This window comes from Streptomyces sp. NBC_01381 (genome assembly GCF_026340305.1).
GTDB lineage: Bacteria > Actinomycetota > Actinomycetes > Streptomycetales > Streptomycetaceae > Streptomyces.
On record NZ_JAPEPI010000001.1, the window covers coordinates 4,017,262 to 4,043,101 of the forward strand.

The following is a 25,840-nucleotide window of genomic DNA, read 5'->3' on the forward strand; positions in this document are numbered from 1 at the left end:
CCCGGCAGGAGACCCCGGCCATGCCCGACCAGACGCACCTTCCCGCCCTTCCCGTCACGTTCCGGCCCGGCCGGACCAGGGCCGTGCTGCTCACCGCGGGAGCCGCGATCCTCGTGGTCCTCACGGTGATCGCCCTGCTCATCCCGGGCCTCAGCCCGGGGGAGCGGACCAGTTTCATCTTCACCGGCGCCCTGCTCTTCGGCGTGCTCGCGCTCCTGAGCAGGCCGAAGGTCGTCGCCGACGAGTCGGGCGTGACCGTCGTCAACATCGCCACCAGCAGGCGCCTCGCCTGGGCCGAGATCGTCCAGGTGAACCTGCGCCCCGGCGACCCGTGGGTGTTCCTCAACCTCAGCGACGGCACGAGCCTGCCCGCGATGGGCATCCAGCCCGGCATCGCCAAGGCACAGGCCATCGCCGACGCCCGAGCCCTGCGCGCCCTCGCCGACGCCCGCACCCCGCGGGGCTGACGCTTCGGGCCGGGTCTTGATTAATCTGGTGGCGGGGCACGCCCGGTGTGCCGCCCCGCCCCTGACGGGCCCGCCCGGCCCCCAGGGGCTCCTGCTACCCGAGGAGTGACTCCCTCCGGCGATGGACGGTTCGTCCTGTAGTACATGCGCCGCCCCCTCCCGACATACCGGGACTGGTCTGACCAGGGAGGCGGCGGCATGACGACTTCCCTGCTGCTTCTCGGGGCGGCATTTCTGCTGATTCTCGCCAACGGCTTCTTCGTGGCCGCCGAGTTCGGGCTCGTCACCGTGGAGCGCCCGGACGCGGAGAAGGCCGCCGCCGACGGCGACCGACGGGCCCGTACGGTCGTCGCCGCCCTCAAGGAGCTGTCCTTCCAGCTCTCCGGCACCCAGCTCGGCATCACCATCACCTCGCTCGTGGTCGGCATGCTCGCCGAGCCGGCGCTCGCGCATCTGTTCGCGGGTCCGTTCACGGCGACCGGCCTTCCGGAAGGCGCCGTACCGGGTGTCTCCGTAGTGGTCGGCATGCTGCTCGCGTCCGCCGTGCAGATGGTGATCGGCGAGCTCGTCCCGAAGAACTGGGCGGTGTCGCGGCCGCTGCAGGTCGCGCGCTTCGTCGCGGGTCCGCAGCATGTCTTCGCGCGGCTCTTCAGGCCCGTGATCTCGCTCCTGAACGCCGTCGCCAACCGGATCGTGCGGGTGTTCGGCGTGGAGCCCGCCGACGAGCTGGCCTCGGCCCGCACCCCCGGCGAGCTGGTCTCCCTGGCCCGGCACTCGGCGCAGGCGGGCACCCTCGAACAGGACACCGCGGACCTGTTCGTACGGACCCTCTCCCTCGGCGAGCTGACCGCGCAGCACGTGATGACACCGCGCGTGAAGGTCAGCGCGCTGCAGACGTCGGCGACCGCCCAGGACGTGGTGAACCTGACCCGTGCCACGGGACTCTCGCGCTTCCCCGTCTACCGCGAGCGGATCGACGAGATCGTCGGCATGGTGCACCTCAAGGACGCCCTGGCGGTCCCGGCGCACGAGCGGCTGCGGACGCCTGCGGGCCGTATCGCGCAGGTACCGCTCCAGGTCCCGGAGACGCTGCCCGTGCAGCAGCTTCTTGAGCAGCTGCGCAGTGAGCAGCCGATAGCCGTCGTCGTCGACGAGTACGGCGGCACGGCCGGTGTGGTCACCCTGGAGGACATCGTCGAGGAGCTCGTCGGCGAGGTCCGCGACGAGCACGACCTGCACGATCTGCCGGAACTCGCGGCGGCACCGGCGGAGGACGGCCGTCCCGCCTGGGACGCCGACGGCAGCTGCCGGGTCGACACGCTCCAGCGGATAGGGCTCGACGTGCCCGAGGGGCCGTACGAGACCGTGGCAGGCCTCGTCGCCGATCTGCTCGGCCGTATCCCCGCCCCCGGAGACCGGGCCGAACTTCCCGGCTGGCGGCTCGCGGTGCGCCAGGTCGATCACTACCGCGCGGAGCGGGTACGCCTCGTACGGACCGCGGACATCAGCGGTGCCCCCCAGGCACAGGTCGCGGAGGCCGTCCGATGAGCGTGCTCCAACTCCTGTTCGCCCTGCTCCTGGTGCTCGCGAACGGCTTCTTCGTGGGGGCCGAGTTCGCGCTCGTCTCCGTACGCCGCAGCCAGATCGAGCCGCTGAACACCAAGCGGGCCCGCCAGGTCCTCTACGGCCTCGAACATCTGCCGCAGATGATGGCGGCCGCCCAGTTCGGCATCACCATCTGCTCGCTGACGCTCGGCGCGGTCGCCGAACCGACCGTCGCGCATCTCCTGGAGCCCGTCTTCGAGGCGGCGCACATCCCCGAGGGGATCATCCATCCGCTCGGGTACGCCATCGCGCTCGCCGTCGTCGTCTTCCTCCACCTCGTCATCGGCGAGATGGTCCCGAAGAACCTCGCGATGGCGGCCCCGGAGAAGACCGCGCTGTGGTTCAGCCCCGGCCTTGTCGCCTTCGCCCGGCTGTGCCGGCCGGTCACGGTGGCGCTCGGGGCGTGCGCCAGGCTCGTCCTGAAGCTCTTCCGGGTCGAGCCCAAGGACGAGGTCGAGGCGGTCTTCACCAGCGAGCAGCTCAACCGGCTCGTCGGCGACTCCGGCCAGGCCGGACTGCTCGAACCCGAGGAGCAGGAGCGCCTGGAGGACGCCCTGGAGCTGGGCTCGCGCCCGGTGACGGACGTCCTGCTCGACCGGGCGTCCCTGGTCACCGTGGGCGCCTCGGTCACCCCGAGCCAGGTCATCGAGCTCACCGGGCGCACCGGCTACTCCCGCTTTCCGGTCTGCGCGGAGAACGGCGCCTTCATGGGCTACCTGCACGTGAAGGACGTACTGGATCTGACCGATGGCGCGGAGACGGACCGGGCGGTGCCGCAGCAGGTCTGGCGCCCCATGACGACCCTGCGCGCCGAACTCCCGCTGGACGACGCCCTGACGGTGATGCGCCGCGCCGCCACGCATCTGGCGCAGGTGGCCGACGCGTCGGGCAAGGTGCTCGGCCTGGTCGCCCTGGAGGACGTCCTCGAGCTCCTGGTCGGCGAGGTCCGCGACCCGGCGCACCGGGTGTCGGTGCCCCGCAGGCCCCAGGAGGTGCGGGACAGCGCCCTGGTCGGCTGAGCCTCGCGGTCACATCCGGGGCGGGTCCTGCGGGCCCCGCCCCGAAAGGACCTCTCCGTACGCCTGCATGAGGTCCGGAAGGCGCAGTGTCGACAAGTCGTCGCGGTCCGGCTCTCCGGGATAGCCGGACAGGCGCAGGTCGCGGTAGGCGCAGCTCTTCTCGTAGAGCGTGCGCAGGAAGCGGCCGTTGCCCAGCTCGTCGATCCAGGACTGGTCGACGACATGGCCGCTGATGGAGCGCAGCTCGTCCAGGGCCTCCTCGTCCCACACATCCCCGTTGTCGGCGGCGAGGACCTCGCCGATGGCGGTGAGCTCCAGAGGGCGGTACGAGGGGAAGTCGACCCGGGTCGTGAAGCGGGACGAGAGGCCGGGGTTGGCGGCGAGCAGCCGGTCCATGCCCTCGGGGTAGCCGGCCAGGATCACGACCAGGTGGTCGCGGTTGTCCTCGGCGCGCTTGAGGAGGACCTGCAGGGCTTCGTCGCCGTACGCGTCGCCCTTGCCGTAGCCCGAGTTGGAGAGCGAGTACGCCTCGTCCACGAAGAGGACGCCGCCGATCGCCGAGTCGATCAGTTCATTGGCCTTCACGGCGGTCTGGCCCAGATACTCGCCGACCAGGTCCGCGCGCTGCGCCTCCACCAGGTGGTCGCCGCCGAGCAGGCCGAGCGCGTAGAACGCCCTGCCCAGGATGCGGGCCACCGTGGTCTTGCCGGTGCCCGAGGGGCCCGAGAAGACGAAGTGTCGTTTCGGCGGCTGCACGGGCAGCCCTTGCGCGGCCCGCAGGCGCGCCATGTTCAGCTGCGCCGACAGCGCCTTGACCTGGCGCTTCACCGGCTCCAGGCCGACCATCCGCTCCAGCTCGGCGAGGGCCGCCTCCAGGAGCGCGGGGTCCGTCGGGCCCGGCGGCAGCTGTGGCAGCCCCGGCTGGACCGGGATCACGGCCTTCTCGCGCACCGCGTCGGTCTCGGACGGGCCGCCGCCGGGCGGCAGTTCGGGCTCGGTGACCTTCAGGTCGCGGCCCTCCGTGCCGAAGAGCGGGTCGATGCCGTCCGGGGCGTCCATCACGTCCTGCCCGAAGCCGGAGAGGGCGATCGACGCCAGGTCGGTGACCTCGTCGTACCCGTCGCCCTCGGCGATCGCCGCGAGCCGCGCCGAGGTGTCCATGAACGCCGGGTCCACCCGGTGCACCGCCCGGTACAGCGGCAGCGCCGCCGCCGAGCGGCCGGTGCCCTCGTGGGCGCGGGCCAGCCAGTAGCGCAGCTCCTTGCGCTGCGGCTGCTCGCTGCGGCAGCGCATCAGGGCGGCGGACAGGAGCGGCTCGGCCTGCCCGTACATCTCCAGGCGTACGCGGGCCATTCCGCCGAAGAGTCCGGCCTCGATGCCCAGCATCGCGTCGTCGATGAGCGAGTCCGTGTGCCGGACCAACTGCTCCCAGTCCTTGACCAGATAGGACCGGCAGGCGTGCAGGAAGCGCACCTGCGGGTCCGCGTCGACCGGCGGCAGGCCCGCCAACGCCCGGTCCAGCTCCGGGACATGGCGCCCGTCGAGCCAGTGCGAGGCGTGCGCGAGCAGCAGATCGCGCGTGCTCTCCAGGACGGGCTGCACCCACCAGCCGAGCCAGTACCAGGAGTTGAGTGTGCGCCCGTGCCGGGCGCGCTGCTCCCCGAACCGGTCCCGGTGCTGGAACATCCGAAGGAGTGCTGTCGTCGTGTCGATGCGCAGTGCGTGCAGTCCGAGCCAGCCGTCGGCCATCCCCGGATCCATCCGCACCGCGGCCCGGAACTCCTCCTCCGCCTGGGGATAGGCGCCCATCGTGTAGGCGTCGACGCCCCTGATCCAGGCGAGGTCGGCCGGGGCGGGTGAGCCCTGCGTGCCGAAGTCCATCACGTCCCCCACAAACCGTGCCCCCGTTTACCGCCAGGCCGGTGCCCGTCGGCAACTTCGCTGAACCGCCGTGCTGCGGACGGGAGTTGTCTCGGTGCGCAGAGCAGCCGTCCGTAAGCCGCACCGAAAGGCATCGTACCTGCGGGGGAGCGCTCGGCCGTAGGGTGCCGCAGCGCGGGATCAGCCAGGTCGGGCCGGGTGAGGCGGCACGCGGTCGTCACCGAGTGTGAGCGAATGGCGGCTCGGAGCGCCCGGAATCTGGGCGAGGAGGCAGAACGAAGCCCCCGATCACGGGGGAACAACCGGGGGCTTCGCGTCTGCGGGCGGCCCCGAAAGGCCGCACATTCAGAACGTAAGTCCTGTAAGGGCCCTCGGTCAAGCGGAGTTGAGGCACTCATGGAAACTCGGCCGAACTTCCGGAAGTGACTTTCCGGAGGTTCAGCGCACCGCGGACGGCCCTTCACCGTGCGTGACGATTTGGCTCTGCACTGCGGTCTCATCAGGCCCCGCGAGCACCTCATATCCCTCGCGACACTGTCGTACCAAAGAGTGCGCGAAGGGCCTTGAGGGGTCTTCGGAGAAGTGCCGGCGCTCCGCTGGTTCCCACCCGTCCCAGAAGTCACTCTGCTCCGCCCCGTCACGGTGGCGCCCCCGCTCCCACGCCTCTTCCCGGGGCAGCTCCATCCACAGGAGCCGCGCGAGGAACGGGCGCAGCGCTCGGCGGCCCGCGCCGACACCTTCGAGGATGACCACGGGCGCGGGCGGCAGGGTGCGGGTCTCGGGGCCGAAGCGTCGCGCGTGCCAGTCGTACGTCTCGTAGCGCGCGCGCTCACCGCGCGAGAGCGGCACGATCACCTGCCGCCGCAGCCGCTCCGTCCACCCGAAGAGCTCGTCGTGGCTCGCGATGTCGTCCAGGCGCACCACGGGGGCGTCGTCAAGGGCATCGGCCAGGCGCAGGGCGAAGGTCGACTTGCCGGAGCCCGCGTGTCCGTCGACGCCGACGAGGCGGACGGGGCCGCAGGAGGGCGGCAGGCGCCGCAGGGCGTCGGCGACGTGGGACAGGGGTGTGGCGTGTGCGGTCATCGCTCACCAGCGTACGGGGGCGGAGCCCGCCGCTTCACGGGTGCGGAATGTGCCGCTCCGCGCGCCGTCCCTGCTCACGCCAGTGGTCGAGGCCAATATTGGTGGCAGCGGTGGTCCCCGAAGCGCTGGCAGAAGTCGGCGTGCAGCAGCCATAGTTGGCCTACCGCGTGTACCTGACCTGCCCCTTCCGGATCCGTCCGGAACCCACGTCGACTGGGGGTCCCGCCATGGACCGAGCTGATGACATGTCCCGCAGAACCGTCCTCGCCGCGGCCGCCGCACTGGCCGCCGTCACCGCAGGCACCGGCACCGCGCTGGCCGCGGGCGGCCGGGCGGCGGCTCCGCGGGCGCAGCGGCCTGTGAGCAACCGCTTCTGGACGTCGTACGCGGACTGGAGCGCCGGCACCGCGAAGGGCACCCGCGCCGTTGCCGGGGCCCGTCCCGCCGTGGAGATCGCCAAGGCCGCGGGCCGCACCGACTACGCCGATCCGCACACCGGCACGACTGCCACCTGGGAGTACGCCCAGTGGACATCGCCGGTGCACCGTCCCACCGTCCCCGCCACGGAGGTCGTCGCCTCCTGGAACGCCCGTACGCCCGCCGGCACCTGGCTCCAGGTGGAGCTGCAGGGAACGTACTCGGACGGGAAGAAGACCCCCTGGTACGTCCTGGGGCGCTGGACCTCGGGTGACGACGACAAGAAGGACATCCGCCGCACCTCGGTCGACGACCAGAGCGACGGCAAGTCCAGCATCTGGACGGACACCTTCTCCATCGACGACACGACGACGGGCCTGCGCCTCGCCTCCTACCGCCTGCGCCTGACGCTGTACCGCAAGCCGGGCGCCACGGTGACGCCCACCGTGTGGCGGCTCGGCGCGATGGCGTCCGCAGTGCCCGACCGCTTCACGGTGCCGGCGTCGAAGCCGGGCCCGGCCAAGGAGCTGTCGGTCCCGCGCTACTCGCAGGAGATCCACGCCGGGCAGTACCCGGAGTACGACAACGGCGGCGAGGCCTGGTGCAGCCCCACCTCCTCGCAGATGATCATAGAGTTCTGGGGCCGCAAGCCGACCGCGGACGATCTCGCCTGGGTCGACCCCTCCTACGCCGACCCGCAGGTGTGCCACGCGGCCCGCCACACCTTCGACTACCAGTACGCGGGCTGCGGCAACTGGCCCTTCAACGCGGCCTACGCGTCGACGTACAAGGACCTCCAGGGCGTCGTCACCCGCCTCGACTCGCTCACCGAACTGGAGTCGCTGATCGCCGCGGGCATCCCGGCCATAACGTCCCAGTCGTTCATCAAGGAGGAGCTGACCGGCGCCGGTTACGGCACGGCGGGTCACCTCATGACGGTGATCGGCTTCACGGCGGACGGCGACGTGATCGCCAACGACCCGGCGTCACCGACCAATCCGGCGGTGCGCCGCGTCTACAAGAGGCGCGAGTGGGAGAACATCTGGCTCAGGACCAAGCGCTACAACGCGTCCGGCAAGGTCGTCTCCGGCACCGGAGGCGTCTGCTATCTGTACTTCCCGGCGAAGCTCTCCGCCGCCCAGAAGTCGGCGCTGGCGGCCGTGGGCATCCGCTGACCGCGTGACGAGGGGCCCCACCCGAAGCCGGGTGGGGCCCCTCGTGCGCGGGATCAGTTCAGCGCCGCCGAAGTGGCGTAGTAGAACGTCATCTTGGGCCAGCCGCGGGACATGGCGATCTCGTTGAACGCGTCCACGATCTCCATCGGGGTGATCTGCTTCGCGGCGGGCGCGTTCTCGACCCTGATCTTGAACGACATCTGCATCATCGCGTCGATGTCGCCGATGCTGACGTCGCCCGCGAACTCGGTGCCGTTCGCGATGTTGGCGTCCGACGACTGGGCCGCGTCCGCCTGGGCCGCTTCGGCCGGCTCGCCATCGGCGGCATGCGCCGACCCGGCTCCCGCCAGGGCGGCACCCGCCGCGGCGCTGCCCGAGTAGCCCAGTAGGGCACGTCTGGAAACTCCGGTCATGGTCCCCTCCTCATACACACTGATCTCCCCCCTGGAGATCAACTGTGAGCATATGGACGGACATGACGCCGCGGAGCCGAACGAGATCATCCGCTTCGTCCGGTCCCGCGGAGTACGTCACAAGGACATCACTTCGCCGGATCCACCACCCAGTCCGGGTGCCCCGGCATCGGCGGTGTCTTCGAGCCGTAGAGCCAGGGCCGCAGGAAGCCTTCGAGGTCCTCGCCCGCGACCTTCGACGCCAGGTCGATGTACTGCTGTGTGCTCGCCGTCTTCCCCCGGTAGGTGCTGATCCACGCCCGCTCGATCTTCTGGAACGTCGCGTCGCCGACCTGCTCGCGCAGCGCGTACAGGACCAGGGCCGAGCCGTCGTAGCGCATGCGCTTGAAGAGGTTCGGCTCGGTCGGCTCTGCGGGGGCGCCGAAGTCGCGGCGCCACTGGTCATGGGCCTGGTACGCGGTCTTCATCGCGGCCTCGAAGCTGTCGCCGCCGTGCTCTTCGGAGTACATCCGTTCGTAGAAGCGGGCATGGCCCTCGCTCACCCACAGGTCGGACCAGCTCGCCAGGGCGACGCTGTCGCCGAACCACTGGTGGGTCAGCTCGTGCACCATGTTCCGCTCGGCGTCGACCTTCGTGCCGAGGAGGTCGGCCTTCGGGATCAGGGAGAGCGTCTGGGTCTCCAGGGCAACCGCCAGGTCCGTGTCGCCGACCAGGAGGCCGTACCGGTTGAACGGGTAGGGGCCCAGCCTCTCCTGAAGCCACGTCAGATGATCCGGGGTGAGCTTGCGGTACTCCGCCGTCGGCTCGACCAGGGCGTCGGGGACGACGTCCCGCAGCGGAAGGCCGCCGGGACCCTTGGAGTCGATCAGCTTGAACTTGCCGACCGCCATCTGGACGAGCTGCGTGGACAGCGGCTGCTCGGAGTCGTACGTCCAGCGCACCCGGTCACCGGGGCGCTCGGTGCGGTCGACCAGCCTGCCGTTGGCGACCGCAGTCAGGTCCTTCGGCGTGGTGATGCGGAAGGTGATCGGCGCCCGCTGGCTGGGGTGGTCGTTCGCCGGGAAGATCAGCCGGGCCCCGTTCGGCTGCGGATAGACCACCGTGCCGTCGGCCGTGGGTATCCAGCCGTAGTCCTCGATGGCATCGTCGCGGTGCCGCGTCTGGGTCGGGTCGGCGGTGTACGTGACCTTCGCGGTGAACGAACTGCCCTTGGCTATCGGGGACTTGGGCGTGACGGTCAGCTCGTCGCCGTCGCGGGACGTGCCCGCCGTCGAGCCGTTGACCTTGACGCCGTGCAGGGTGTTGCCGCCGAAGTCCAGGTTGAAGCGGGACAGCGACTGCGTGGCGGTGGCCTTGATCGTCGCCGTCGCCTCGAACGGCGTCTTCGGGGCCTGCCAGTCGAAGTCGAGGGTGTAGCGGTCGACCCGGTATCCGCCGTTGCCGTCCAGCGGGAACATCGGGTCGCCCAGGCCCGGCGCTCCGGGTGACGGGGCGGGCGGTGCGGACGGCGCGGCCTGCGAGACCGTTCCTGTGAGGGCGGCCGTCACGGTGACGGCCGCCACGAGGGCGAGCCGTGCTCTGCGGCTGGGCGTCCGGTACGTGCTCATCGGAAACCTTTCGGTCGGATGGTTGCGCGGACGAGCCGGCGGGAAGATGCCCCGCCGTTCGTAGTGAGACGCACGGCCGACGGCCCCGGTTGTACCGGGCGCCGGGACCTGGCCTCCCGGGTGCCGCGTGGGCCCGGCGGCGTGTGACCAAGCGACGCGTGACCAAGCTCTCGCCCGCGACGGCGGAATCCGGTGGCATGGTGGACGGGTCAGTGGGGGGATGCCACTGCCGACCGATGTAGCGAGAGTTGCCATGACTGCGAGCACAGCCACCGCCACCGCGCCCCGTGCGGTCACCCGCACCGGCGGCCCCAAGGAAGACGGCCCGAAGATCCTCGAGCATGTGCTCGGCTGGACCCTTGTCGTCGTCCTCGCGATGCTGGTCACGCAGACCGGGCTGATGTGACCTCGGTCTCGTAGCTCTCCGCGGTCCGGTCCAGATCCGCCCGCCAGTGCCGGTGCGGCACGCCCACCAGGCCGTACAGCCACCGCACGGGCGAGCGCCGCGACAGCAGGGTGACGCCCGCGAGCACCGCGAACAGCGGAAGCCCGATCCACCCGCCGACGAGGCGCACCAGGACACTCGCGACCAGCGCGCCCAGGAACGGCAGGCCGTAGACCCCGGCCGCCGCGATGGCGATCGCCAGGACCCTGTGCACCTTGCGGTCCTCGTCGGCGCCCGGCAGCGACCAGCCCTCCATCAGCCAGCCGATCTCGGTGAGCAGCATGGTGCCGATCACCGCCGCGCCGAAGATCAGCAGCGCCAGGAACGTGCCGGACGTCAGGAAGTCCAGTACGTGGTTGACGACACTGTCCTGTCGCCACCGCGCGAAGCCCCGTGCGCCGGGCGCGAGGAACCGCTCGTACCCCCGGCCGTCCCAGCCGTGCACCAGCGTCCCGAAGAGCAGGAAGTAGCCGCCCACGCACTGGAGATACGCCCAGTAGCCGGCCCCCACGAGGACGAGCGCCTGCGCCACCAGGAACCCGAGGACGGCGGCCACCGGGATCCCGCCCGCGTAGAACAGCACGAACCCCGCCCACACCCCCTCGTGCCCGTCCGCGACGTGCATGGTCGCCCACGCCGGGTTCTGCCACAGCAGGAAGAGCCCCGTCGGGACAAGCAGCACCGCCGCGAAGAGCACCGTGAGCGCCAGATACGGATTGGCGGCGCGGCTGCGGGTGCGCGGGCCCTCGCCCGCGTTGATCCGCTCCCACACCTGCAACTGCCGCCCCGCGGACATCGCGAACGTCGCGCCGATCGCGTACGCCCAGAACAGGGCGGCCTGGATCTGGATCATGCGCGGGCCTCCGCCGTCATGGGCTCGCCCGCAGGGTGAGCCCGTCCGTGACGATCAAGTCCGATGTGACCAGGGCCTGTTCGGCGCTCACGTCCGTCATGAAGACGAACGGCGGCACGACGGGCGGCACCGGCAGCTTGTCGGGCGTGAAGGTCAGACAGAGCAGCCCCTCCAAACAGCCCTTGAACTTGGTCAGATAGAGCGTGACCGAGCCGCTGAGGTCCAAGGTGTCGGCGCCCAGGGCGAGTTCACGGCTCCCGTCGCGGGTCTTCAGGCGGTAGTCGGTGAGCGACGCGGCCTTCATCCGCAGCACCATGACCTTCAACGGGCCCTCGGCCGTGGGGATCTCGCGTACGCCGGCCAGGGTGAAGCCCTGCGGTGCGAAGAGGGTGGTGGTGACGGTCGGCGGCGTGCTCGGCGCCACGATCGCCTCCCCGGGAGCCGCCTTGGCCGGGCTCCCGTTCATGATCCCGGCGAGGATCAGCACGGGAAGGAGCACGGCGAGCGTCCGCGTGCCCTGCCCGTCCCGCACCTTCGGCACCTCGGGCGACTCCTCGTCCCCCTCCGGGACCGGCGTCCAGCCGAAGCCCATGGCGCTGCCCGCGATGCCGAGCACCATGCCCACCAGGAACCCGCCGAGGTTGGTGGCCGCGAACGAAAGCACCGACAGGATCAGGGCGTTGACGCTCACATAGTGGTGGGCGTGCGGAAGCAGCCACAGGAAGATCCCCGCGGTGATCAGCGCGAGCCCGATGCCGATCGCGGCGAGCCCGCCGAGCCCCAGGCTGACCAGGACGGTCAGCGGCGACAGCGGCACGAGCAGCAGCTCGGCGCCGCCCAGGACCAGCAGCAGACCGCCCCAGAAGGGGCGGGTCCGCCGCCATCGGCGCAGCACCCGGCGCGGCTCCCGCAGCGGAAGGCGCTCGTCGAGCCAGCCGCCGCCGTCACGCCCGAACGCCTTGACCCCGGCTCTTCGGCCGCCGGTCAGAAGCACTTCTTGCCGCCGACGCTGACGTCGAGCTTCATGCCCTTGAGCCGGAAGTTCCCGCCGGTCGCCGACCAGGCGTGCGACTTCACGCCGGACACGGTGATGTCGCCGGCCTGCAGGCCGAACTTCCCCTTCTCGCCCTTGACCCCGGGCACTTCGTCGAGCGTGGAGGCGTCCCGGCCGATCTGGGCCGTGCCGAAGCGGGCGTCGCCCTCCAGATCCTCGCCGTCGATCACGAGGTTGCTCGCCGTGACCTGGCCGGCCTCGCCGCCCGCGGTCAGCTTGAACACCACCGTGCCCACCGGGGTCTTGACCTCGGCGGCCTGGCAGATGTCGGACAGCGTCGCGTCACCGATCCCGAGGAGCGCCACCGGGTGCCCCTTGCCGTCGATGTCCCGGTCGGTCTGTACGTAGGAGGAAAGGCCCTGGCTGGTGAGTTTCCCCGACGACACCTGGAAGCTGGTGCCCGAGACGGCGAAGGACGCGGCGAGCGCGCCCTCGGCCATCACAGAGGCCATCGCGCCGACGGCCAGGACGGCCGGCAGGGCCACAACGGCCGTCTTCTTCCAGGAAGTTCTGCCTTCGCGTACCGCGCTGCGTGCTGCGCCCACTGTCTTCCTCCCGTACGTCGTTCCGCGTGCACAGGCGTGCGTAAGGGGAGTGCGTGAAGCGCCGTCGGGAGCCGAACCGGCAGGTGGCACGGTTCTGCCATACTGCGGACATCCCGAGGCAGTTGGAGACTAGGGCCGAAATTGAATAATAGTCAACAGCGTGGCACCGACCGCTCCGTGGCGCGCCGCGCCGAACTCATCACCATCGGCCGGAAGTTGTTTGCCGACACGTCCTACGACGCGCTGTCGATGGACGACATCGCGAAGCAGGCGGGCGTCGCCAAAGGGCTGATCTACTACTACTTCAAGTCCAAGCGCGGGTACTACCTCGCGATCATCGAGGACTCCGTCGCCGACCTGGTCGCCCGCGCCGGACGCCACGACGACCTGCCGCCCGTCGAGCGGGTGCAGCGCACCATCGACGGCTATCTGCGCTACGCCGAGCACCACCAGGCCGCCTACCGCACCATCATCAGCGGCGGCGTCGGCTTCGACGCCGAGGTGCACGCCATACGGGACGGTGTGCGCGAGGCGCTGATCGGCACGATCGCCGAAGGGGCGTACGGCCGCAGCGACATCCCGCGGCTCGCGCGCACCGCGCTGCTCGGCTGGCTGTGCAGCGCCGAGGGCATCACGCTCGACTGGATCGGCCACCGGGAGCTGGCCCGCGAGACGGTCTGCGACCTGCTCGTCCGCACCCTCGGTGACACACTGCGCGTCATCGAGGACTTCGAGCCGTCGTTTCCGGCCCCGGCGCGGCCATGAGGACGGGGCGGGAGCCGCCGACCGGCTCCCGCCCCGAATCCCCCGTGCGAACGGTCAGTTGATGGACTTGATCAACTCACCGTCGGACGTGTCTCCGCTGAGCTCCCAGAAGAACGTGCCGCCGAGGCCCTGCTGGTTCTTGTAGTCCATCTTCCCCGCGATGGTCGCCGGGGTGTCGTAGCTCCACCAGTTGGTGCCGCAGTGCGCGTACGCGGTCCCGCCGACCGTGCCGTTGGCCGGGCACTTGGTCTTCAGTTCCTTGTAGTCGTCGATGCCCTGCTCGTACTTGCCCGCGGCCGGTCCGGTCGCGGTGCCGCCGGGCTCCTTCTGCGTGACGCCCGTCCAGCCGCGGCCGTAGAAGCCGATCCCGAGAAGCAGCTTCTCGGACGGAACGCCGAGCGCCTTCAGCTTCTTGATCGTGGCGTCGGAGTTGTAGGACTCCTTGGGTATGCCGCCGTACGAGGTGAGCGGCGAGTGCGGGGCGGTCGGGCCCTGCGCGTCCCAGGCGCCGAAGAAGTCGTACGTCATCGGGTTGTACCAGTCGACGTACTGGGCGGCGCCCGCGTAGTCGGCGGCGTCGATCTTGCCGCCGTCCGACGCGTCCGCCGGGATCGCCGCGGTCACGAGATTGCCGCTGCCGAACTTCGAACGGACCGCGGACATCAGGTTCTTGTACGCCTCGCGCCCGCTGGTGTCACAGGTCAGGCCGCAGGCGTTGGGGTACTCCCAGTCGATGTCGATGCCGTCGAAGACATCGGCCCACTTGGAATTCTCGACCAGGTCGTAGCAGGACTGGGCGAAGGCCTCGGGGTTCTTCGCCGCCTCGGTGAACCCGCCCGACCAGGTCCAGCCGCCGAACGACCAGAGGACCTTCAGGTTCGGGTTCTCCTTCTTCAGCTTGCGCAGCTGGTTGAAGTTGCCGCGCAGCTCCTGGTCCCAGGTGTCGGCGACGCCGTCCACCGACTGGTCGGCGGTGTACGCCTTGTCGGTCGCCGCGTAGGCGTCGCCCATGGCGCACTTGCCGCCCTGGACGTTGCCGAAGGCGTAGTTGATGTGCGTGAGCTTGGCGGCCGAGCCGGACGTCTTGACGTTCTTGACGTGGTAGTTCCGGTCGTAGACACCCCATTCGGTGAAGTATCCGACGACCTTGGAACCGGCGGCGGCCTTCGTCGCCTTCGTGGCCTTTGTCGCGGAGTCCTTGCCCTGCCCGGCGGCGGCGCTGCCCGCACCGGCCAGCAGACCGGCGCCGAGTGCGGCGCAACAGGCGGTGGCGAGGAGCGCCTTGAACCGGGCGCGGGGGGTGTGCGGTCTGAGCATCGTGTCTCCTCGTGGGGGGGAAACAGGGAGGGGGGAAGTGGTGCAGCTGTGGACCTGTGTTGCGCGTCTTGGCATGAACGCGTTAAGACGCTCGGGGGAACAGTAGGAGGACTAGACCAGTGCGGTCAATGGTTCGTACCAATCCCGTGATCGTCCGCGGTCGTCCGTGATCGCCTGCGATCGCCTGTGATCTTCGGCTATCTTTTGAGTAAGCGGTCGTTAACCAGTGACTGGCTGCCGCCGATCGGGCATACTCAACGCGCCACAGCCGCTGGTCAGCCGCTTCCGTGACCCGGAAGGAGACCCCGGCCCGGCATCGTTTCCCGGCGGCGTCGCCTCACCCTGGTGGCGCCCGCCGCAGCGCCCGACAGGGAGGAGAGCGTCATGCCCGACCACGCCCCGCAGCCGGTGGACCGTCAGCTGCCCACGGATGAGGCCAGGGATCTGCTCTCGCTGGTCCGGGACATCGCCCAGCGCGAGATCGCCCCGGACGCGGCCGAGCAAGAGGACGCCGGGCACTTCCCGCGCGAGGTCTTCACCCTGCTTTCCGAGTCCGGACTGCTCGGTCTTCCGTACGACTCGGAATTCGGCGGCGGCGACCAGCCGTACGAGGTCTACCTGCAGGTCCTTGAGGAACTCGCCGCAGCCCGGCTCACCGTCGGCCTCGGCGTCAGCGTCCACTCCCTGTCCTGCCACGCGCTCGCCGGCTACGGCACCAAGGAGCAGCAGAGCGAGCATCTGCCCGCGATGCTCGGCGGCGGACTGCTCGGGGCGTACTGCCTCTCCGAGCCCGCGTCGGGTTCGGACGCGGCGTCCCTGCGGACCAAGGCCGTGCGGGACGGCGACGACTGGGTTCTCACCGGTACGAAGGCGTGGATCACGCACGGCGGGGTCGCCGACTTCTACACCGTCCTTGCCCGCACCGGCGGCGAGGGGGCGCGCGGCATCTCCGCGTTCCTGGTGCCGGGCGACGCCGAGGGCCTGAACGCGGCGGTGCCGGAGAAGAAGATGGGCATGAAGGGCTCGCCCACCGCCCAGATCAACTTCGACGGGGTACGGGTGTCCGATGCCCGCCGCATCGGCGAGGAGGGCCAGGGCTTCGCGATCGCGCTGTCCGCGCTCGACTCGGGGCGGCTCGGCATCGCGGCCTGTGCCGTCGGCGTGGCCCAGGCAGCGCTGGACGCGGCGCTTTCGTACGCCACCGAGCGGCGGCAGTTCGGCCGGCCGATCGCGGACTTCCAAGGCCTTCGGTTCATGCTCGCGGACATGGCGACGCAGATCGAGGCGGGCCGGGCGCTCTATCTCGCCGCCGCCAGGCTGCGCGACGCGGGCAGGCCGTTCTCCAAGCAGGCGGCCATGGCCAAGCTGTTGTGCACGGACGCCGCGATGAAGGTCACGACGGACGCCGTGCAGGTGCTCGGCGGCTATGGCTACACCGCGGACTTCCCGGTGGAGCGCTTCATGCGCGAGGCCAAGGTGCTGCAGATCGTCGAGGGCACCAATCAGATCCAGCGGATGGTCATCGCCCGTCACCTCGCGGGTCCCGACTCGCGCTGAACTGCCCGCGCCTGACCGGCGGCGCCGCGAGCCGGACCCACTCCGGGTCGTGGCGCCCCGGCAGCGTCTTGCCGCGCTCGGCCCAATTCCGGATCAGGGCACGGTAGATGGGCGGGTCCTGCAACTGCGGCTGGGGTGGCTGTGGCGGCTGGGGGGACTGAGTGCGCTGAGGCGGCTGAGGGCGCTGCGGTGACGGGGGGCGCTGGGGGTATTGGGGAACCGATTCTGCGGGGGGTGTGGGGGCCGGCAGCAGGGGGCGCCTGCGACGGCCGGTCGGCGGGAGCGCGGCGGGCATCGGCGTGGGGGTGGTCATGCCGGGCCAACGCGCACCGAGCCGGACAGGTCACCGCCGGTCGGAATCGAGCGTCAGTTCTCGACGTGCCCGTGCGTTGATGTGCGGGCGCCCTGTGGGAACGCGGGCTGACACGTGTCTGGCTCCGTCGCGCGGTCTGACGTACCGTCAACTCCGCGCCGGGGGCTGTTGACCTGCCCCGCGCACTCGCAACTGCCGTGCGCCCAGGGAGGTTTGCCGTGGCAGAGGACCGTCCCGTTCCGCTCGACGAGTACCCGATCCACCAAGTCCCGCTCTCGATGAAGCACGTCGCGACCGGCGACCGCAACGCCTACGACCGCTGCATCTTCCACCTCTTCGACCACGAGGGCCGCGCGCTCCTCATCCTCGGGCTCGGCGTCTACCCGAACGTCGGGGTGATCGACGCCTACGCCACCCTGCGGACCGGGGATACGCTGCACGCCGTACGCGCATCGGACGCGCTCGGCGACGACCGGATGAACCTCTCCGTCGGCCCGCTGAGCATCACCGTCGACGAGCCGCTGCGACGCCTGCGCCTGAGGTGCGCCGCCGATCCCGGCGACCCCGACTCCCTCTCGTACGACATCACTTGGTCCGCGGGCTTCCCCGCCCTGTGGGAGCCCCACCACATCCAGCGGCGCGGCGACCGGCTCTCCCTCGAAGGGCGCCGCTTCGTGCAGGCGGGCGGCTGCTCCGGGCAGATCCGCATCGGGGGCGAGGAGATCGCGGTGAAGGCGGGGGAGTGGACCGCGACCCGCGACCGGAGCTGGGGCGTGCGGCCGATACCCGGCGAGGAACGCGGGCGTCTGGAGGAGGAGTTCGGCACCGAGGGCTTCCACTGGATCTGGAGCCCGGTGCGCTTCGACGACCGCTTCCTCATGGTCATCACCCAGGAGGACGCGGACGGTCACCGCACCCTCAACGAGGCGACACTCGTCCGCGAAGGCCACCGCGACCGCCAACTCGGCTGGCCCCAGGCCGACATCACCTACCGCTCCGGCACCCGCCACCCCGAGCGCGCCGTCATCCACCTGACCGACCCCGACGACCGCAAGCCCCTGGAGCTCGGCGTCGAGGTCCTCGCCTCCCTGCCGCTCGCCGTGGGCGCCGGCTATCCGCCCGCCGACGACTGGCAGCACGGCACCTGGCAGGGGCGCGGCTGGAGCGACCGGCGCGCCTACGACCTGTCGGACCCCTCAGCGCACCCCATGGCCGCGTACGGAGTCATCGACCACGCCGCCCGTTTCACCCTCAACGGGCAGACGGGGTACGGCATTTTCGAGCACGGCAGCTTCGGCCGCCACGACCCGAGCGGCTTCACCGGCTTCGACTCCGTCGCCCCCTGAGATCCGCAGCCAAGGAGAGGAGCTCCGCGATGGCCACAGCACCCCGCCCCCGCACCACCACCCGCGACCCCGAGGAGCTGGCCCGCCGCCTCACCGCCTGGCTCGCCACGCGGCTGCCCGGCGCCAAGGCCACCGGCGTGCGGGTCCCCGAGTCCAACGGCATGTCGAGCGAGACCCTGCTCTTCGACATCGAGCACCCCGAACCACCGCTGCGGGCCTGCGCGTTGCGCGTGGCGGCGGACCCGGCCGCGTACACGATCTTCCCGGTCTACGACCTGCCGCGCCAGCACCGCACGATGCGGCTGGTCGCCGAGCGCACCGATCTGCCGGTGCCGCGCGTGCTCTGGCTGGAGGAGGACCCGGGGCCGCTGGGCGCACCCTTCTTCGTCATGGAGCGGGTCGAGGGCCGCGTGCCACCGGACGTCATGCCCTATACGTACGAGGGGAATTGGCTGCACGCGGCGAGCGACGCCGAACGCGCTCACCTGGAGGAGGCGTCGATCGGCCTGGTCGCCCGCCTGCACGACCAAGTGCCGGTCGAGGAGGCCCAGTTCCTCGCGCTGCCGGGCGATGGCAGCCCGCTGCGCCGGCACGTCGCCGCCCAACGCGCCTACTACGCCTGGGTGGTCGACGGTCTGCCGCGCTCACCGCTCATCGAGAGCGCCTTCGACCGGCTCGATGAAATGTGGCCCGACGAAGAGGGCGACGCCGTCCTCAACTGGGGTGACGCGCGCATCGGCAACGTCATCTACGACGGCTTCGAACCCGCGGCCGTCCTCGACTGGGAGATGGCGGCGCTCGCACCCCGCGAGGTCGACCTCGGCTGGCTGGTCTATCTGCACCGCTTCTTCCAGGACCTGACGGTGAGCTTCGGGCAGGACGGTCTGCCGGACTTCCTGCGCCGGGACCGCATCGAGGAGCGCTACGCCCAACTGACCGGCCACACACCGCGGTCCATGGACTTCCACACGCTGTATGCGGCGCTGCGGCACGCCATCGTCATGCTCCGCGTCGCCTACCGCCAGGTGCACTTCGGCGAGGCCGCGGTCCCCGAGGATCCGGACACGCTGATCCTGCACCACGCCAGCCTGGCGGCCATGGTGCAGGGCAGCTACTGGTGAACGCTCAGGCGGCCGAGCGCCGGACCTGCCGGGGCACGCTCAGCGGGCGCGAGCCCTGGCCGCCGACGTGCGAGAAGGGCTGGGTCCGCCAGTCGAGTCCCTGAGGGAGCGTCAACAGCAGGGCGGTGTCCTGCTCCTGAGCCTCCATCGACTCGTCGGCGGGCGCCGCGTCGGCCGCCGCGCGGCCCGTGCCCGCGCAGACCGTGAGCCCGAACGGGTTCCACGGAGTGGGGCACAGCGCGTGCTCGGGCAGCACGTCCTCGTCGGCCAGGAGCGCGATCGGCTGCGCGCAGTCCGGGCACGTCACGCGATACATCTCGAAGGTGTCGTACGCGTCGAAGTCGGCGCCGTGCTCGGCCGGTTCGGAACCCGGTTCGACGCCCTCCGATGCGAGGGCGGACGCGGATTCATCGGAGCGCTGCTGCTTGCTGCGGGCAGAGCGACCGGGGCGCTTCAAGTTCTGCATGGGAATCTCCCCCTTGGGTGGGCCGAGAAGGCGCTGCGGCCTCGACCACAGCAAGCACTTCCCGTCCCGTCGTAGAGGTAATCGTGGCATCCCTTTGGACACAGTCACAGGCATGTGGCGTTCGTCACATGCCGGAAGAAGATGTCCGACGTCGGCTCTCAGGTATCCGGAGGGATCAAGAGCCCTGTAGGTTCGGCGCATGGAGGAGCTGGACCGACAGATCGTGCAGCTGCTCGTCAAGGACGGGCGGATGAGCTACACCGACTTGGGCAAGGCCACGGGCCTGTCCACATCGGCCGTGCACCAGCGGGTACGCCGCCTGGAGCAGCGCGGTGTCATCCGTGGCTACGCCGCGGTCGTGGACCCCGAAGCCGTCGGGCTGCCGCTCACGGCCTTCATCTCGGTGAAGCCCTTCGACCCCAGCGCGCCCGACGACATCGCCGAACGCCTCGCCGGCGTCCCGGAGATCGAGGCGTGCCACAGCGTGGCGGGCGACGAGAACTACATCCTCAAGGTGCGCGTGGCGACGCCCCTGGAGCTGGAACACCTGCTGAGCCGGCTGCGCGCCCTGGCCGGCGTCTCGACGCGGACGACGGTCGTGCTCTCCACCCCCTACGAGGCGCGGCCCCCGCAGGTCTGAGAAGGCCGCGGGCGCCCCCTGTGCGGGGCGCGCACCGGCAGGGGCCAGACTGGTCCCATGATGGAGAGCACCGCCCCCCAGAACCCCCCTCAGGGTCACCGCACCGTGCTGCTGCGCGGCGGAGACGTCCACAGCCCCGCCGACCCGTTCGCCACGGCGATGGTCGTCGAACGCGGGCACGTCGCCTGGGTGGGATCCGAAGGGGCGGCCGACGCGTTCGCCGACGGTGTGGACGAGATCGTCGACCTGGAGGGAGCTCTCGTCACCCCGGCGTTCACCGATGCGCATGTGCACACGACCGCCACCGGCCTCGCCCTGACGGGACTCGACCTGACGGGTGCGCGCTCCCTCGACGAGGCGCTCACCCTCGTCCGCGAACACACCGCCGCACGCCCGCACGACCGCGTCCTGCTCGGCCACGGCTGGGACGCCGCCCGCTGGCCCGGCGGCCGCCCGCCCACCCGCGTGGAGCTCGACGAGGCGACCGGCGGCCGCCCTCTCTACCTCTCCCGCATCGACGTCCACTCGGCGGTCGTCACCACCGCGCTCCTCGACCTCGTCCCCGGCGTCACCGGGCGAACCGGCTTCCAGGTGGACGCCCCGCTGACCGCCGACGCCCACCACGCGGTGCGCGCCGCCGCCCTCGGCGCGCTCACCCCGCAGCAGCGCACCGATGCCCAGCGCGCGGCCCTGCGGCGCGCTGCCTCGCTCGGCATCGGCTCCGTGCACGAGTGCGCGGGACCCGACATCTCCGGCGAGGACGACCTGACCGGACTGCTCCGCCTGGCCGCGGGCGAGGCCGGACCGCGCGTCGTCGGCTACTGGGCCGAGCAGGGCGCGGAAGGCATCGCCCGTGCAAAGGAACTGGGTGCGGTCGGCGCCGCGGGCGACCTCTTCGTCGACGGCGCCCTCGGCTCGCACACCGCCTGCCTGCACGAGCCGTACGCCGACGCCGGCCACACCGGCACCGCCTACCTGGACGCCGCCGCCGTCGCCGCGCACGTCATCGCCTGCACCGAGGCCGGCGTCCAGGCCGGTTTCCACGCCATCGGCGACGCCGCAATGACCGCCGTCGTCGAGGGCATCCGCGCCGCATCCGAGAAGGTCGGCCTGCCCCGCGTCTGCGCCGCCAGGCACCGCGTCGAACACGCCGAGATGCTCACCCCCGAGACGATCGCCGCCTTCGCCGAGCTGGGCCTCACCGCGTCCGTGCAGCCCGCCTTCGACGCCCTGTGGGGCGGGGACGACGGCATGTACGTCCAGCGCCTCGGCGCCGAGCGGGCCCGCACCCTCAACCCGTACGCCGCCCTGCTGCGCACCGGCGTCCCGCTCGCCTTCGGCTCCGACAGCCCCGTCACCCCGCTCGACCCCTGGGGCACCGTCCGCGCCGCCGCCTTCCACCGGACCCTCGAACACCGCGTCTCCGTACGTGCCGCGTTCACCGCCCACACGCGGGGCGGCTGGCGGGCCATCGGCCGGGACGACGCGGGCGTCCTGGTGCCGGGCGCACCCGCGGACTACGCCGTGTGGCGCACCGACGACCTGGTCGTCCAGGCGCCCGACGACCGCGTCGCCCGCTGGTCCACCGACCCGCGCTCCGGAACGCCGGGACTGCCCGATCTGACGCCGGGGGCCGAGCTGCCCGTCTGCCTGCGCACGGTCGTGTTCGGGCAGCCGGTCTTCGTGCGGCCGGACGAGTGATGTCCCCGCGGTGTGTACGGCCGATCGCGGCCCTTCGCCGTCTCCCGCGACCTGCGCATCCGCCGCACTGACCTGGCTGTCTCTCCAAACGGCCCAGGTCAAACGGCTATTGACAGAACGCCGCCGTCGGCCGGTAGGTTCGGCCGGGTCCACCACAGGACGTCCGACCGGGGAACCTCCACGCAGCCGTCGAACGCCGCTGGGCCATGGGAGGTGTGCCGCACCGGCGCACCACCACTGGGAGCCAGGTCCAGCGCCCGTGCCACGGACGCGAGGGAACGTTCCACCGAGTCGGCGGGTGTGACCCGGGTGGGGCCCGGACGCTCAGTAGACAACGGCTCTCGGTCGACCCGCAGCCAGCGGGCCCCAGGTCGGCCCGAAGGGTGCCGGGCCCCGATCCGCAGTACTCCGTTCATCTGCCCGTGCCGCCGTGGCCACTCCGGACGCGGCCACTATGGTGGTCCTCTGCGTACGAACGAAGGGGCAGTAGTGAACGACGGCGGTGGGGTCTCCGAAACCGGTGACCAGGGGAGGCAGTTCGGCCCGCTCGGCATGGCCTTGGTGATCATTCCGACCTACAACGAGGCGGAGAACATCCAGTCCATCGTCGGCCGTGTCCGGGCCGCCGTGCCCGATGTGCACATCCTCGTCGCCGACGACAACAGCCCCGACGGCACCGGCAAGATCGCCGATGAGCTCGCGGTCGACGACGACCAGGTCCACGTACTGCACCGCAAGGGCAAGGAAGGCCTCGGCGCCGCCTACCTGGCGGGCTTCCGGTGGGGGCTCGACCACGACTACGGCGTGATCGTCGAGATGGATGCCGACGGCTCCCACCAGCCGGAGGAGCTGCCCCGGCTGCTCACCGCCCTCAAGGGCGCCGACCTGGTCCTCGGCTCGCGCTGGGTGCCCGGCGGACGCATCGTGAACTGGCCCAAGTACCGCGAGTTCATCTCCCGCGGCGGCAGCACCTACTCCCGGCTGATGCTCGACGTGCCGCTGCGCGACATCACCGGGGGCTATCGCGCGTTCCGCCGCGAGACCCTCGAAGGCATCGGCCTCGACGAGGTCGCGTCGCAGGGCTACTGCTTCCAGGTCGACCTGGCCCGCCGGGCCATCAAGGCCGGGTACCACGTCGTCGAGGTGCCGATCACGTTCATCGAGCGCGAACACGGCGACAGCAAGATGAGCCAGGACATCGTCGCCGAGGCGCTCTGGCGCGTCACGGCGTGGGGCGTGGGCGAGCGCGTAGGCCGCGTCACGGGCCGCAAGCCCCGCTGAGCCACTGAGTCACGCTGAGGCCCGCACCGGCCCCCACAGGGGGCCGCGTGCCCCTGAGCGGCGCTTATTGATCATCCCCTTATGCCGGACTGAACCGGGCCCAGGCACACTGGAGCCATGACGACTGGCGTACCGCCCACCCGACCCGCCCGGCCCCGGCGCTCCCGCGTCCTGAGGTTCCTGCCGCTCGGCATCGCCGCGTGGCTGGTCCTGGAGATCTGGCTGCTGACCGTCGTGGCGGGCGCCGCCGGCGGGCTCACGGTCTTCCTGCTGCTCGTGGCCGGTGTGGTGCTCGGCGGCGTGGTCATCAAGCGCGCCGGACGCCGGGCCTTCCAGGAGCTCAGCGAGACCCTGCAACAGCAGCAGAGCGGCCTGACGCCCCCCACCGCCGAGCGGGGCGGCGGCAACGCCCTGACGATGCTGGGCGGGCTGCTGCTCATCCTGCCGGGGCTGATCTCCGACGCCCTGGGACTGGTTCTGCTGGTGCCGCCCGTCCAGAAGGCCGTGAGCCGTTTCGCGGAGCGGGCCATCGAGCGCAAGGTCCGCGAGGCCACCCCCGGCGGCCTCGGCGACGCCTTCCAGCAGGCGCGCATGCACCGCCCGGACGGCAAGGTCGTCCAGGGCGAGGTCATCAGGGACGACGAGCCGCCGACAAGGGGGCCGCGCCCGGACGACCCGCAGCTCCCGCACTGAGCCCGCGGACGGGCACGCATACGAAGGCCGGGGCCCTGCTGAGCAGGGCCCCGGCCTTCGTATGTGCGGTGTTGTTCAGTTCGCCGTCAGGCGGACTTGCGGCTGTCCCGCGGGTGCACCGCGATGTTCATGGCTCCTGACCGGAGCACCGCGAGGCGCTCCTCCAGGACCTCCTCGAGTTCCTCTCGAGTACGGCGCTCCATGAGCATGTCCCAGTGCGTACGCGCAGGCTTCCCCTTCTTCTCCTCAGGTCCATCGCCGTCAACAAGGAGTGCCTGGGCCCCGCAGACCTTGCACTCCCACTCCGGCGGGATTTCCGCCTCTACCGAGAAGGGCATCTCAAATCGATGCCCGTTCTGGCATGCGTACTCCACGGCCTGGCGCGGAGCCAAGTCGATGCCGCGGTCGGTCTCGTAGCTGGTCACCACGAGGCGCGTGCCGCGAAGAGCTCGCTCACTCATGAATCGTGCCTCCCGGGCTTGTCGCCCACAGGACAGGTGTCGCTGTCGTCGTCATCCGGTCAACGTCCGGTCGGCGGTAAAGATTCCCGTTCAGGGTCATGCGTCGCCGTCGTATGCCGCCCCTTGTTGTACCCACCAGCGCCCGGTTTGTCACATCTAGTCAAAGATGTCACCCAGCGTTTCTGAATGCTCATCGCGCAGTAACGGTCCGCCTGGTAGGCCAAACGCGTACACTACCGCCCTTTGGCTTCAGTTGCTAAATCCTGTCGGGTACGGGATTTCCCGCGTCGCGCACCGCACGCCGTACGGGCACCTGCGCGAGCAGCACGAAACCGATCACGAAGAAGGCCACCAGCGAGATGATCGCGTCCCGATAGCTCCCCGTGAGCTGGAACGTCAGGCCGAACACCAGGGGCCCCAGCCAGGCCATGCCGCGATCGCTGATCTCGTACGCGGAGAAGTACTCGGCCTCCTTGCCCGCAGGAACCAGATGCGAGAACAGGGACCGCGAGAGGGCCTGGGTGCCGCCGAGCACCAGACCGATCCCCGCGGCGAGCACGAAGAACCACACCGGCGCCCCCGAGGGCAGGAAATACCCGGCGCCGATCGTCACCGTCCACGCGACCAGCGAGCCCAGGATCGTGCGCTTGGCCCCGTACGTACGGGCGAGCCGCCCCATGCCGAGCGCGCCCGCCACCGCGAGCAGCTGCACCAGCAGGACCGCCACGATCAGCGTCGACTGGCCGAGGCCCAGCTCCTCCGAGCCGTACACGGACGCCTGGGAGATCACCGTCTGCACGCCGTCGTTGTAGACGAGGTACGCCAGGAGGAAGGCGAGGGTGTGCGGGTGGCGGCGCATGTCGCGCACGGTCGACGCCAGCTGCCGCCAGCCGCGTCCCGCCGTCTCCGAAGGCGGAGCCTTGCGGTCGCGCAGCCTTCGTAGCGGTACGAGCGTGAACGCGCCCCACCACACACCCGCCGACGCCAGACAGATGCGCACGGCCGTCGCCTCGGAGACACCGAAGGTGTCATGCGCCAGGAACAGGACCAGATTCGCCACCAGGACGAGCGCGCCCGACGCGTAGCCGAACGCCCAGCCGCGCGAGGAGACGGCGTCGCGCTCCTCAGGTGTCGCGATCTGCGGCAGGTAGGAGTTGTAGAGCACCATCGACACCGCGAGCGACGCATTCGCGACGACCAGTAGGAAACCGCCGAGCAGATAGCGGTCGCCGTCCAGGAAGAACATCCCCGCCGTCGCCCCGGCCCCCAGATAGGCCGCTGCCGCCAGGAGCGGCTTCTTGCGGCCCGAACGGTCGGCCGCGGCGCCCGCCAGCGGCATCACGAAGATCGAGACGAGCACCGACGCCGAGACCGTGTACGCGAAGAACGACCCGGCGCTGACCGGGACGCCCAGCGGATGGACGTACCCGTCCGCGTCCGCGACCGTCTTGGCGATCTCCGTCAGATAGGGGCCGAGGAACACTGTCAGGACGCTCGTCGAGTAGACGGAACAGGCCCAGTCGTAGACGTACCAGCCGCGCTGTTCGCGCCGCCGCCCTGCGGCCTCCTCGTCGGCCGTCCGCTCTGCCCGCACGGTGTCGCTGCCCACCCGTGC

Annotated in this window: 24 protein-coding genes; 13 read left to right on the top strand and 11 right to left on the bottom strand. The window is 70.8% G+C overall.

Going from position 1 to position 25,840, the window contains the following annotated elements; translation table 11 throughout:
* Positions 1 to 20 precede the first annotated feature (20 nt).
* From OG453_RS18770 to OG453_RS18780, 3 genes are all read left to right on the top strand, one after another.
* A complete protein-coding gene (locus tag OG453_RS18770; protein WP_266869065.1) occupies positions 21 to 467 on the top strand; it encodes a PH domain-containing protein in 447 nt (148 codons plus the stop codon).
* A gap of 198 nt (positions 468 to 665) precedes the next feature.
* Positions 666 to 2,015: a hemolysin family protein gene (locus OG453_RS18775; protein ID WP_266869066.1), complete on the top strand. Its 1,350-nt coding sequence runs from the start codon at positions 666 to 668 to the stop codon at positions 2,013 to 2,015.
* A complete protein-coding gene (locus OG453_RS18780; protein WP_266869068.1) occupies positions 2,012 to 3,091 on the top strand; it encodes a hemolysin family protein in 1,080 nt (359 codons plus the stop codon). The genes OG453_RS18775 and OG453_RS18780 overlap by 4 nt, the downstream gene beginning before the upstream one ends.
* Before the next feature lie 9 nt (positions 3,092 to 3,100).
* Here OG453_RS18780 and OG453_RS18785 read toward each other — a convergent pair whose 3' ends face one another.
* Both OG453_RS18785 and OG453_RS18790 read right to left on the bottom strand, forming a co-directional pair.
* The gene (locus OG453_RS18785) at positions 3,101 to 4,972 is read right to left on the bottom strand and encodes an AAA family ATPase (protein ID WP_266869069.1); all 1,872 of its coding nucleotides are present in this window, start codon (positions 4,970 to 4,972) and stop codon (positions 3,101 to 3,103) included.
* Between the two features lie 438 nt (positions 4,973 to 5,410).
* A complete protein-coding gene (locus tag OG453_RS18790; RefSeq protein WP_266869070.1) occupies positions 5,411 to 6,055 on the bottom strand; it encodes a uridine kinase in 645 nt (214 codons plus the stop codon).
* A 227-nt stretch (positions 6,056 to 6,282) separates the two neighbouring features.
* Between OG453_RS18790 and OG453_RS18795 the strand changes: the two genes are divergently transcribed.
* Positions 6,283 to 7,647, top strand: a complete 1,365-nt coding sequence (locus tag OG453_RS18795) for a peptidase C39 family protein (protein ID WP_266869071.1) — start codon at positions 6,283 to 6,285, stop codon at positions 7,645 to 7,647.
* Positions 7,648 to 7,700: 53 nt separating this feature from the next.
* On the opposite strand, the gene OG453_RS18800 is transcribed toward OG453_RS18795, so the two are convergent.
* Both OG453_RS18800 and OG453_RS18805 read right to left on the bottom strand, forming a co-directional pair.
* Positions 7,701 to 8,060 (bottom strand): hypothetical protein, encoded by a 360-nt coding sequence (locus tag OG453_RS18800; protein ID WP_266869072.1) that lies wholly within the window; start codon positions 8,058 to 8,060, stop codon positions 7,701 to 7,703.
* Between the two features lie 128 nt (positions 8,061 to 8,188).
* Positions 8,189 to 9,667: a M1 family metallopeptidase gene (locus OG453_RS18805; protein WP_266869073.1), complete on the bottom strand. Its 1,479-nt coding sequence runs from the start codon at positions 9,665 to 9,667 to the stop codon at positions 8,189 to 8,191.
* 253 nt (positions 9,668 to 9,920) lie between these two features.
* Here OG453_RS18805 and OG453_RS18810 point away from each other — a divergent pair, with 253 nt between their 5' ends.
* Positions 9,921 to 10,073 (top strand): SCO1431 family membrane protein, encoded by a 153-nt coding sequence (locus tag OG453_RS18810; protein ID WP_266869074.1) that lies wholly within the window; start codon positions 9,921 to 9,923, stop codon positions 10,071 to 10,073.
* Here OG453_RS18810 and OG453_RS18815 read toward each other — a convergent pair.
* The 3 genes from OG453_RS18815 to OG453_RS18825 all read right to left on the bottom strand — a co-directional run bounded on the left by OG453_RS18815 (position 10,051) and on the right by OG453_RS18825 (position 12,564).
* Positions 10,051 to 10,965: a hypothetical protein gene (locus OG453_RS18815; protein WP_266869075.1), complete on the bottom strand. Its 915-nt coding sequence runs from the start codon at positions 10,963 to 10,965 to the stop codon at positions 10,051 to 10,053. The genes OG453_RS18810 and OG453_RS18815 overlap by 23 nt on opposite strands.
* 16 nt (positions 10,966 to 10,981) lie before the next feature.
* Positions 10,982 to 11,878: a DUF6114 domain-containing protein gene (locus OG453_RS18820; RefSeq protein WP_266869925.1), complete on the bottom strand. Its 897-nt coding sequence runs from the start codon at positions 11,876 to 11,878 to the stop codon at positions 10,982 to 10,984.
* A gap of 71 nt (positions 11,879 to 11,949) precedes the next feature.
* Positions 11,950 to 12,564: a DUF6230 family protein gene (locus tag OG453_RS18825; RefSeq protein WP_266869076.1), complete on the bottom strand. Its 615-nt coding sequence runs from the start codon at positions 12,562 to 12,564 to the stop codon at positions 11,950 to 11,952.
* 177 nt (positions 12,565 to 12,741) lie between these two features.
* Here OG453_RS18825 and OG453_RS18830 point away from each other — a divergent pair, with 177 nt between their 5' ends.
* Positions 12,742 to 13,329 (top strand): TetR/AcrR family transcriptional regulator, encoded by a 588-nt coding sequence (locus OG453_RS18830; RefSeq protein ID WP_266869077.1) that lies wholly within the window; start codon positions 12,742 to 12,744, stop codon positions 13,327 to 13,329.
* Positions 13,330 to 13,383: 54 nt separating this feature from the next.
* On the opposite strand, the gene OG453_RS18835 is transcribed toward OG453_RS18830, so the two are convergent.
* The gene (locus OG453_RS18835; RefSeq protein WP_266869078.1) at positions 13,384 to 14,646 is read right to left on the bottom strand and encodes a glycoside hydrolase family 18 protein; all 1,263 of its coding nucleotides are present in this window, start codon (positions 14,644 to 14,646) and stop codon (positions 13,384 to 13,386) included.
* A gap of 384 nt (positions 14,647 to 15,030) precedes the next feature.
* Here OG453_RS18835 and OG453_RS18840 point away from each other — a divergent pair, with 384 nt between their 5' ends.
* The 3 genes from OG453_RS18840 (at position 15,031) to OG453_RS18850 (ending at position 18,983) form a co-directional block, all read left to right on the top strand.
* Positions 15,031 to 16,203, top strand: coding sequence for an acyl-CoA dehydrogenase family protein (locus OG453_RS18840; protein WP_266869079.1), 1,173 nt, complete (start codon positions 15,031 to 15,033; stop codon positions 16,201 to 16,203).
* Positions 16,204 to 16,734: 531 nt separating this feature from the next.
* Positions 16,735 to 17,862, top strand: coding sequence for a hypothetical protein (locus tag OG453_RS18845; protein ID WP_266869080.1), 1,128 nt, complete (start codon positions 16,735 to 16,737; stop codon positions 17,860 to 17,862).
* A 29-nt stretch (positions 17,863 to 17,891) separates the two neighbouring features.
* Positions 17,892 to 18,983 carry a phosphotransferase family protein gene (locus OG453_RS18850; RefSeq protein WP_266869081.1) on the top strand — a complete coding sequence of 364 codons (1,092 nt, stop codon included), beginning with the start codon at positions 17,892 to 17,894 and terminating at the stop codon, positions 18,981 to 18,983.
* 4 nt (positions 18,984 to 18,987) lie between these two features.
* Here OG453_RS18850 and OG453_RS18855 read toward each other — a convergent pair whose 3' ends face one another.
* On the bottom strand, positions 18,988 to 19,449 hold the full coding sequence (locus OG453_RS18855) for a hypothetical protein (RefSeq protein WP_266869082.1): 462 nt from the start codon (positions 19,447 to 19,449) through the stop codon (positions 18,988 to 18,990).
* Positions 19,450 to 19,648: 199 nt separating this feature from the next.
* Here OG453_RS18855 and OG453_RS18860 point away from each other — a divergent pair, with 199 nt between their 5' ends.
* From OG453_RS18860 to fxsA, 4 genes are all read left to right on the top strand, one after another.
* The gene (locus OG453_RS18860; RefSeq protein ID WP_030789227.1) at positions 19,649 to 20,089 is read left to right on the top strand and encodes an Lrp/AsnC family transcriptional regulator; all 441 of its coding nucleotides are present in this window, start codon (positions 19,649 to 19,651) and stop codon (positions 20,087 to 20,089) included.
* Between the two features lie 57 nt (positions 20,090 to 20,146).
* Complete coding sequence (locus tag OG453_RS18865; protein WP_266869083.1) at positions 20,147 to 21,790, top strand: amidohydrolase; 1,644 nt, start codon at positions 20,147 to 20,149, stop codon at positions 21,788 to 21,790.
* 489 nt (positions 21,791 to 22,279) lie between these two features.
* Entirely contained in the window at positions 22,280 to 23,071 is a 792-nt protein-coding gene (locus OG453_RS18870) for a polyprenol monophosphomannose synthase (RefSeq protein WP_266869084.1), read from the top strand.
* Positions 23,072 to 23,188: 117 nt separating this feature from the next.
* Positions 23,189 to 23,764, top strand: coding sequence for an FxsA family membrane protein (gene fxsA / locus OG453_RS18875; protein ID WP_266869085.1), 576 nt, complete (start codon positions 23,189 to 23,191; stop codon positions 23,762 to 23,764).
* Positions 23,765 to 23,850: 86 nt separating this feature from the next.
* Here the strand turns inward: fxsA and OG453_RS18880 are convergent, their stop codons facing one another.
* A complete protein-coding gene (locus OG453_RS18880; RefSeq protein WP_030360404.1) occupies positions 23,851 to 24,225 on the bottom strand; it encodes an RNA polymerase-binding protein RbpA in 375 nt (124 codons plus the stop codon).
* Between the two features lie 256 nt (positions 24,226 to 24,481).
* Positions 24,482 to 25,834 (bottom strand): MFS transporter, encoded by a 1,353-nt coding sequence (locus OG453_RS18885; protein WP_266869086.1) that lies wholly within the window; start codon positions 25,832 to 25,834, stop codon positions 24,482 to 24,484.
* Positions 25,835 to 25,840 lie beyond the last annotated feature (6 nt).

Coding starts and splice junctions, on each gene's coding strand:
- OG453_RS18855 (WP_266869082.1), bottom strand. CDS start 19,449: ATGCAGAACTTGAAGCGCCCCGGTCGCTCTGCCCGCAGCAAGCAGCAG.
- OG453_RS18790 (WP_266869070.1), bottom strand. CDS start 6,055: ATGACCGCACACGCCACACCCCTGTCCCACGTCGCCGACGCCCTGCGG.
- OG453_RS18775 (WP_266869066.1), top strand. CDS start 666: ATGACGACTTCCCTGCTGCTTCTCGGGGCGGCATTTCTGCTGATTCTC.
- OG453_RS18800 (WP_266869072.1), bottom strand. CDS start 8,060: ATGACCGGAGTTTCCAGACGTGCCCTACTGGGCTACTCGGGCAGCGCC.
- OG453_RS18850 (WP_266869081.1), top strand. CDS start 17,892: ATGGCCACAGCACCCCGCCCCCGCACCACCACCCGCGACCCCGAGGAG.
- OG453_RS18880 (WP_030360404.1), bottom strand. CDS start 24,225: ATGAGTGAGCGAGCTCTTCGCGGCACGCGCCTCGTGGTGACCAGCTAC.
- OG453_RS18795 (WP_266869071.1), top strand. CDS start 6,283: ATGGACCGAGCTGATGACATGTCCCGCAGAACCGTCCTCGCCGCGGCC.
- OG453_RS18865 (WP_266869083.1), top strand. CDS start 20,147: ATGATGGAGAGCACCGCCCCCCAGAACCCCCCTCAGGGTCACCGCACC.
- fxsA (WP_266869085.1), top strand. CDS start 23,189: ATGACGACTGGCGTACCGCCCACCCGACCCGCCCGGCCCCGGCGCTCC.
- OG453_RS18835 (WP_266869078.1), bottom strand. CDS start 14,646: ATGCTCAGACCGCACACCCCCCGCGCCCGGTTCAAGGCGCTCCTCGCC.
- OG453_RS18770 (WP_266869065.1), top strand. CDS start 21: ATGCCCGACCAGACGCACCTTCCCGCCCTTCCCGTCACGTTCCGGCCC.
- OG453_RS18805 (WP_266869073.1), bottom strand. CDS start 9,667: ATGAGCACGTACCGGACGCCCAGCCGCAGAGCACGGCTCGCCCTCGTG.
- OG453_RS18840 (WP_266869079.1), top strand. CDS start 15,031: ATGCCCGACCACGCCCCGCAGCCGGTGGACCGTCAGCTGCCCACGGAT.
- OG453_RS18780 (WP_266869068.1), top strand. CDS start 2,012: ATGAGCGTGCTCCAACTCCTGTTCGCCCTGCTCCTGGTGCTCGCGAAC.
- OG453_RS18815 (WP_266869075.1), bottom strand. CDS start 10,965: ATGATCCAGATCCAGGCCGCCCTGTTCTGGGCGTACGCGATCGGCGCG.
- OG453_RS18785 (WP_266869069.1), bottom strand. CDS start 4,972: ATGGACTTCGGCACGCAGGGCTCACCCGCCCCGGCCGACCTCGCCTGG.
- OG453_RS18860 (WP_030789227.1), top strand. CDS start 19,649: ATGGAGGAGCTGGACCGACAGATCGTGCAGCTGCTCGTCAAGGACGGG.
- OG453_RS18810 (WP_266869074.1), top strand. CDS start 9,921: ATGACTGCGAGCACAGCCACCGCCACCGCGCCCCGTGCGGTCACCCGC.